The organism is Kitasatospora sp. NPDC091257 (assembly GCF_044757675.1).
Taxonomy (GTDB): Bacteria; Actinomycetota; Actinomycetes; order Streptomycetales; family Streptomycetaceae; genus Kitasatospora; species Kitasatospora lactacystinica.
Map to the genome: position 1 here is coordinate 1 of NZ_JBIVVI010000625.1, position 5390 is coordinate 5390.

At 72.2% G+C, this 5390-nt stretch carries 4 protein-coding genes; 3 read left to right on the top strand and 1 reads right to left on the bottom strand.

What is annotated here, in order from left to right:
• Positions 1-85 precede the first annotated feature (85 nt).
• The 3 genes from ffh to ftsH all read left to right on the top strand — a co-directional run bounded on the left by ffh (position 86) and on the right by ftsH (position 4403).
• Positions 86-1651, top strand: a complete 1566-nt coding sequence (gene ffh, locus ACIQOV_RS25905; protein ID WP_380354239.1) for a signal recognition particle protein — start codon at positions 86-88, stop codon at positions 1649-1651.
• Positions 1652-1776: 125 nt separating this feature from the next.
• Positions 1777-2301 carry a GNAT family protein gene (locus tag ACIQOV_RS25910; protein ID WP_359900590.1) on the top strand — a complete coding sequence of 175 codons (525 nt, stop codon included), beginning with the start codon at positions 1777-1779 and terminating at the stop codon, positions 2299-2301.
• 92 nt (positions 2302-2393) lie between these two features.
• Entirely contained in the window at positions 2394-4403 is a 2010-nt protein-coding gene (gene ftsH, locus ACIQOV_RS25915; protein ID WP_401052326.1) for an ATP-dependent zinc metalloprotease FtsH, read from the top strand.
• Positions 4404-4468: 65 nt separating this feature from the next.
• Here the strand turns inward: ftsH and ACIQOV_RS25920 are convergent, their stop codons facing one another.
• Entirely contained in the window at positions 4469-5173 is a 705-nt protein-coding gene (locus tag ACIQOV_RS25920) for a class I SAM-dependent methyltransferase (RefSeq protein ID WP_401052328.1), read from the bottom strand.
• Positions 5174-5390: the final 217 nt, after the last annotated feature.

The following is a 5390-nucleotide window of genomic DNA, read 5'->3' on the forward strand; positions in this document are numbered from 1 at the left end:
GGGTGGAGACCTCACCCGGGGCGGCCGGATACCCTGGGGGGCGACGACCGTACTGATACCGATGCCGCAGAGGACCCGCGACGACGTGTTCGACACCCTTTCCGATCGCCTCGCAGCGACGTTCAAGAACCTCCGGGGCAAGGGCCGCCTGAGCGAGGCGGACATCGACGCCACCGCCCGCGAGATCCGCATCGCGCTGCTGGAGGCGGACGTCGCGCTGCCGGTCGTCCGGGCCTTCATCAAGCAGGTCAAGGAGCGGGCCCTCGGTGCCGAGGTCTCCGGCGCGCTGAACCCGGCGCAGCAGATCATCAAGATCGTCAACGAGGAGCTCATCGCGATCCTCGGTGGCGAGACCCGCCGGGTGCGGTTCGCCAAGAGCGGCCCGACGGTGATCATGCTGGCCGGTCTCCAGGGCGCCGGTAAGACCACCCTCGCGGGCAAGCTCGGCCACTGGCTGAAGACGCAGAAGCACACCCCGCTGCTGGTCGCCTGCGACCTCCAGCGCCCCAACGCGGTCAACCAGCTCCAGGTGGTCGCCGAGCGCGCCGGCGTGGCCTTCTACGGCCCGCAGCCGGGCAACGGCGTCGGCGACCCGGTGCAGGTGGCCAAGGACTCGATCGAGTACGCCAAGCAGAAGCAGTACGACGTCGTCGTCGTCGACACCGCCGGCCGCCTGGGCATCGACGCCGAGCTGATGCAGCAGGCCGCCGACATCCGTGCCGCGGTGAACCCGGACGAGGTCCTGTTCGTCGTCGACGCGATGATCGGCCAGGACGCGGTCACCACCGCCCAGGCCTTCCTCGACGGCGTCGACTTCACCGGTGTGGTGCTCTCCAAGCTCGACGGCGACGCCCGCGGCGGTGCCGCCCTGTCGGTCGCGCACGTCACCGGCCGGCAGATCATGTTCGCCTCCAACGGCGAGAAGGTCGACGACTTCGACGCCTTCCACCCGGACCGGATGGCCTCGCGCATCCTCGGCATGGGTGACGTCCTCTCGCTGATCGAGAAGGCCGAGCAGACCTTCTCGCAGGCCGAGGCGGAGAAGATCGCCGCCAAGCTGCGCGGCGGCCCGAAGCAGTTCACCCTGGACGACTTCCTGTCCCAGCTGGAGCAGGTCCAGAAGATGGGCTCGATCTCCAAGCTGCTCGGCATGCTGCCCGGCATGGGCCAGATCCGGGACCAGATCAACAACATCGACGACAAGGACGTCAACCGGGTCGGCGCGATCATCAAGTCGATGACCCCGGCCGAGCGCGCCGAGCCGGAGCTGATCAACGGCTCCCGCCGGGCCCGCATCGCCAAGGGTTCGGGCGTTCAGGTCGGCGAGGTGAAGAACCTGGTCGAGCGGTTCTTCGACGCCCGCAAGATGATGTCCGCGATGGCCTCCGGCAAGGGCATGCCCGGCATGCCGGGGATCCCCGGCATGGGCGGCGGCGGGAAGAAGTCCGCCAAGAAGGCCCCGCAGGCCAAGGGCAAGCGCAAGAGCGGCAACCCGCTGAAGCGGGCGCAGGACGAGGCCGCGGCCGCCGAGCGCCGCGCGCTCGGTCCGGGCGCCGGCCAGGGTCCGGCGGACGGCGGCGCGTTCGGCCTCGGCGCGGGCAAGGGCCCGGCCGACTTCGAGCTGCCCAAGGAGTTCAAGGACATGCTGTAGTCCTTGGACGTGCCGCCGCCTCTGGTCATCCGTTGATCAACAGTGGTCGGCCCTGATCGATTCTGGTCGGCCCGTCGCCCGGTGTTTCCGGGCGGCGGGCCGATCGCGTGTCCGATGATGGGGACATGCGAGTGATGATCAGGGCCCCGAGGGCCGACGACACGGCCGCGTACGCCGAGGCGGTCCGGCGGTCCGCCGAGCACATCGGACGGTGGAACCCGGTCGAGCCGGACGGACTGCCCGACCTGCTGAAGCGCCAGGGCTCCGGGCTGCGCACCTTCCTGATCCTCGACCGGGAGACCGGCGGACTGGTCGGCAAGGTGAACGTCGCCAACATCGTGATGAGCCGCTTCTGCAACGCCACGCTGGGCTACGACTCCTACCTCCCGTTCAACGGCACCGGCCGGATGACCGAGGGCATGCGGCTGGTCGTGGACCGCTGCTTCGCCCCGCAGTCGGCCGACGGGCTGGGGCTGCACCGGCTGGAGATCAACGTCCAGCCGGACAACGAGCGCTCGGTCGCGATGGCCAAGCGGCTGGGCTTCCGGCACGAGGGCTTCTCCCCGCGGATGCTGTTCCTCCAGGGCGACTGGCGCGACCACGAGCGGTTCGCCCTGACCGCCGAGGAGTGGCCGGGCGCAACGGCATAGCCGCTGGTGGGAGGGGTTGGCGCGGGCGTACGGCGGTCCGGGCGCGGCGTTGCGATTGGCTCGTCCGAGCAGCTGTCCGTATTGTCCGATGGGTGACCGAACCCGTGCCGCCACGTCAGACCCCCGAACAGCCCTGGCGTTCGGAGGGTGCCCCGCCCCCGCCGCCCAAGCGCCGGATGCCCGGCGGCTGGGTGGGCCTCGCCCTCACCGCCCTCGTGGTGTTCCTGATCTCGGACCTGCTGCTGTCCTTCTTCGGCCCCGCCGGCGCCACCACGATCTCGTACACCGAGTTCAACAACCAGCTGAACAAGGGCAACATCACCAAGATCTACGCCAAGGGCGACGCGATCGAGGGCACCCTCAAGACCGCCCAGCCCAAACCGGACGGCGGCAAGGGCGACTACACCGAGTTCGACACCCAGCGGCCCTCCTTCGCGGGCGACAACCTCTGGGCCACCCTGCAGCAGCAGGGCGTCGAGGTCACCGCCACCTCGCCCGTCCAGCAGCGCAGCTTCCTCACCAACCTGCTGCTCTCGCTCGCCCCGATGCTGCTGCTGATCTTCATCTGGGTGCTGCTCGCCCGCCGGATGGCCGGCGGACTCGGCGGTGGACCGCTCGGCCGCAAGGCCCCGCCCAAGCCGGTCATGGCCGAGGAGGGCAAGCGCACCACCTTCGCCGACGTGGCCGGCATCGACGAGGTCGAGGCCGAACTCACCGAGGTCGTCGACTACTTGAAGAACCCCGAGCGGTACCGCCGGCTCGGTGCCAAGATGCCGCGCGGCGTGCTGCTGAGCGGCCCGCCCGGAACCGGCAAGACCCTGCTCGCCCGGGCCGTGGCCGGCGAGGCGAACGTGCCGTTCTTCTCCGCCTCCGCCTCCGAGTTCATCGAGATGATCGTCGGCGTCGGCGCCAGCCGGGTCCGCGAGCTGTTCGCCGAGGCCCGCAAGGTCGCCCCCGCGATCATCTTCATCGACGAGATCGACACCATCGGCCGCCAGCGCGGCGCCGGCGGCGGCATGGGCGGGCACGACGAGCGCGAGCAGACCCTCAACCAGATCCTCACCGAGATGGACGGCTTCACCGGCTCCGAGGGCGTCATCGTGATCGCCGCGACCAACCGGGCGGACGTGCTCGACCCGGCGCTGCTGCGCCCCGGCCGCTTCGACCGGCGGATCACCGTCAGCCCGCCCGACCGGGAGGGCCGTGCCGCGATCCTGCGCATCCACAGCCGCAGCGTCCCGCTGGCCGGCGGCACCGACCTCAACCAGCTGGCCAAGGTCACGCCGGGGATGACCGGCGCCGAACTCGCCAACCTAGTCAACGAGGCCGCGCTGCTGGCCGTCAAGCGCGAGCAGGACGCCGTCAACGAGCGGGACCTCTCGGACGCCCTGGAGAAGGTCCAGCTCGGGGCGGTGCGGCCGCTGGTGATGCCGCAGGAGGAGCGCGAGCGGACGGCGTACCACGAGAGCGGGCACGCGCTGCTGGGCATGCTCCAGCCGGGCGCGGACCCGGTCCGCAAGATCACCATCGTGCCGCGCGGCCGGGCGCTCGGCGTCACCCTCTCCACCCCGGAGAACGACCGCTACTCGTACACCGAGCCCTACCTGCGCGGCCGGATCATCGGCGCGCTCGGCGGCATGGCGGCCGAGCAGGTGGTCTACGGGGTGATCACCACCGGCGCGGAGAGCGACCTGGAGCAGGTCACCAACATCGCCCGCGGGATGGCCGGGCGCTGGGGGATGAGCGAGCGGGTCGGTCGGCTCACCGCAGTGCCCTCCGACCCGCAGGGCGCGTACGGGCTCTCCGCCGCGCCGACCACCCTGGACGCGGTGGACGAGGAGGCCCGGCGGATCGTCTCCGAGTGCTACGGCGACGCGGTGCGGATCCTGAACGAGCAGCGGCACCGGCTGGACGCGCTGGCGGCGGCGCTGCTGGAGGCGGAGACACTGGACGAGGAGGCGGCCTACCGGGCGGCGGGGGTGCCGCGGGAGGCGGCCACGGAGGGCTCGGCGGGGTCTTCCGGGGGTTCCGAAGGCTCTGAGGGTTCCGAGGGTTCCGAGGGTTCCGACGGTTCCGACGGGAAGTCGATCGACCGGGCGTGACGCCCGATGCTGGGGGCGCGCGCCAGAGTGGCGAGCGCCCCCGGTTTTGCGTCTCCCCGCCCCTGCTAGCGCGGCCGCTCGGCGACCAGGTAGCGGAACAGGTTCTCCATCCGCACCGTGCCGTCCGCGCGCAGATGCGGCTGGAGCGCCTCCTCCAACTCCTTGGCCACCAGCGAGGCGCCGGAGAACTCCTCGGCCGGATCGAACAGACCGGTGGAGAGCAGGCCGCGAACGGCGCTGTCGAGGTCGGCGTACGCGAACGGGCAGCTCACCCGGCCGCTGCCGGCCGGGCGCAACCCGGCCGGGGCGAGCAGGTCCTCCAGGGCGCCCGGCGCGCTCAGCTCGAACGGGTCCCGCGCGGTGGTCCGGCCCGCCATCCGCCGGGCCACGTCCAGCACCGCGGCGCTCTCGCAGCGCTCCGGCGGGCCCCAGGCGGCCAGCACCACGTGCCCGCCCGGGAGAGTGAGCCGGGCGGCCTCGGCGACCACCGGGCCGGACCCGGCGGCACCGGGCAGCTGCTCGAAAACCGTCACCAGCGAATGGGCCGAGCGGGGGACGGCGGACGCTGTCCGAGCCCCCGCGCACACCCGCAGCCGACGGTCGTGGGCCAGCTCGCGCAGCTCCTCCCGCGGCTCCTGCCCGGCGACCTGGGCACCCCGCCCGGCGGCGAGCAGCAGGGCCAGCCCGGACCGGCAGCCCAGGCCCAGCACACTGCTCGCCGGGCCGACCTCCAGCCGGTCGTAGACCGCCTCGTAGAGCGGCACCAGCATGCGTTCCTGGATCTCCGCCCAGTCGCGCGCCCGCGCGGGGCGGGCGGCCCCGGTCCGCGGGTGGTGCGGGCGTGCGCCCGTCGGTCGTGCGGTCGTGCCGGTCGTCCGAGCTGAAGCCACGGCGGCCTCCCATCCGGTCCTTCGGTGTGCTGCTACGGCTCCCCCAAAGTCCCGCCCCACACCAGCGAACAGCGGGTCGGGCCCGGCGTCCAGAGGG

Bases quoted from the DNA above. Each gene is read 5' to 3' on its own strand.
- ACIQOV_RS25920 (WP_401052328.1), bottom strand. From the start codon at position 5,173: ATGCTGGTGCCGCTCTACGAGGCGGTCTACGACCGGCTGGAGGTCGGC.
- ACIQOV_RS25910 (WP_359900590.1), top strand. From the start codon at position 1,777: ATGCGAGTGATGATCAGGGCCCCGAGGGCCGACGACACGGCCGCGTAC.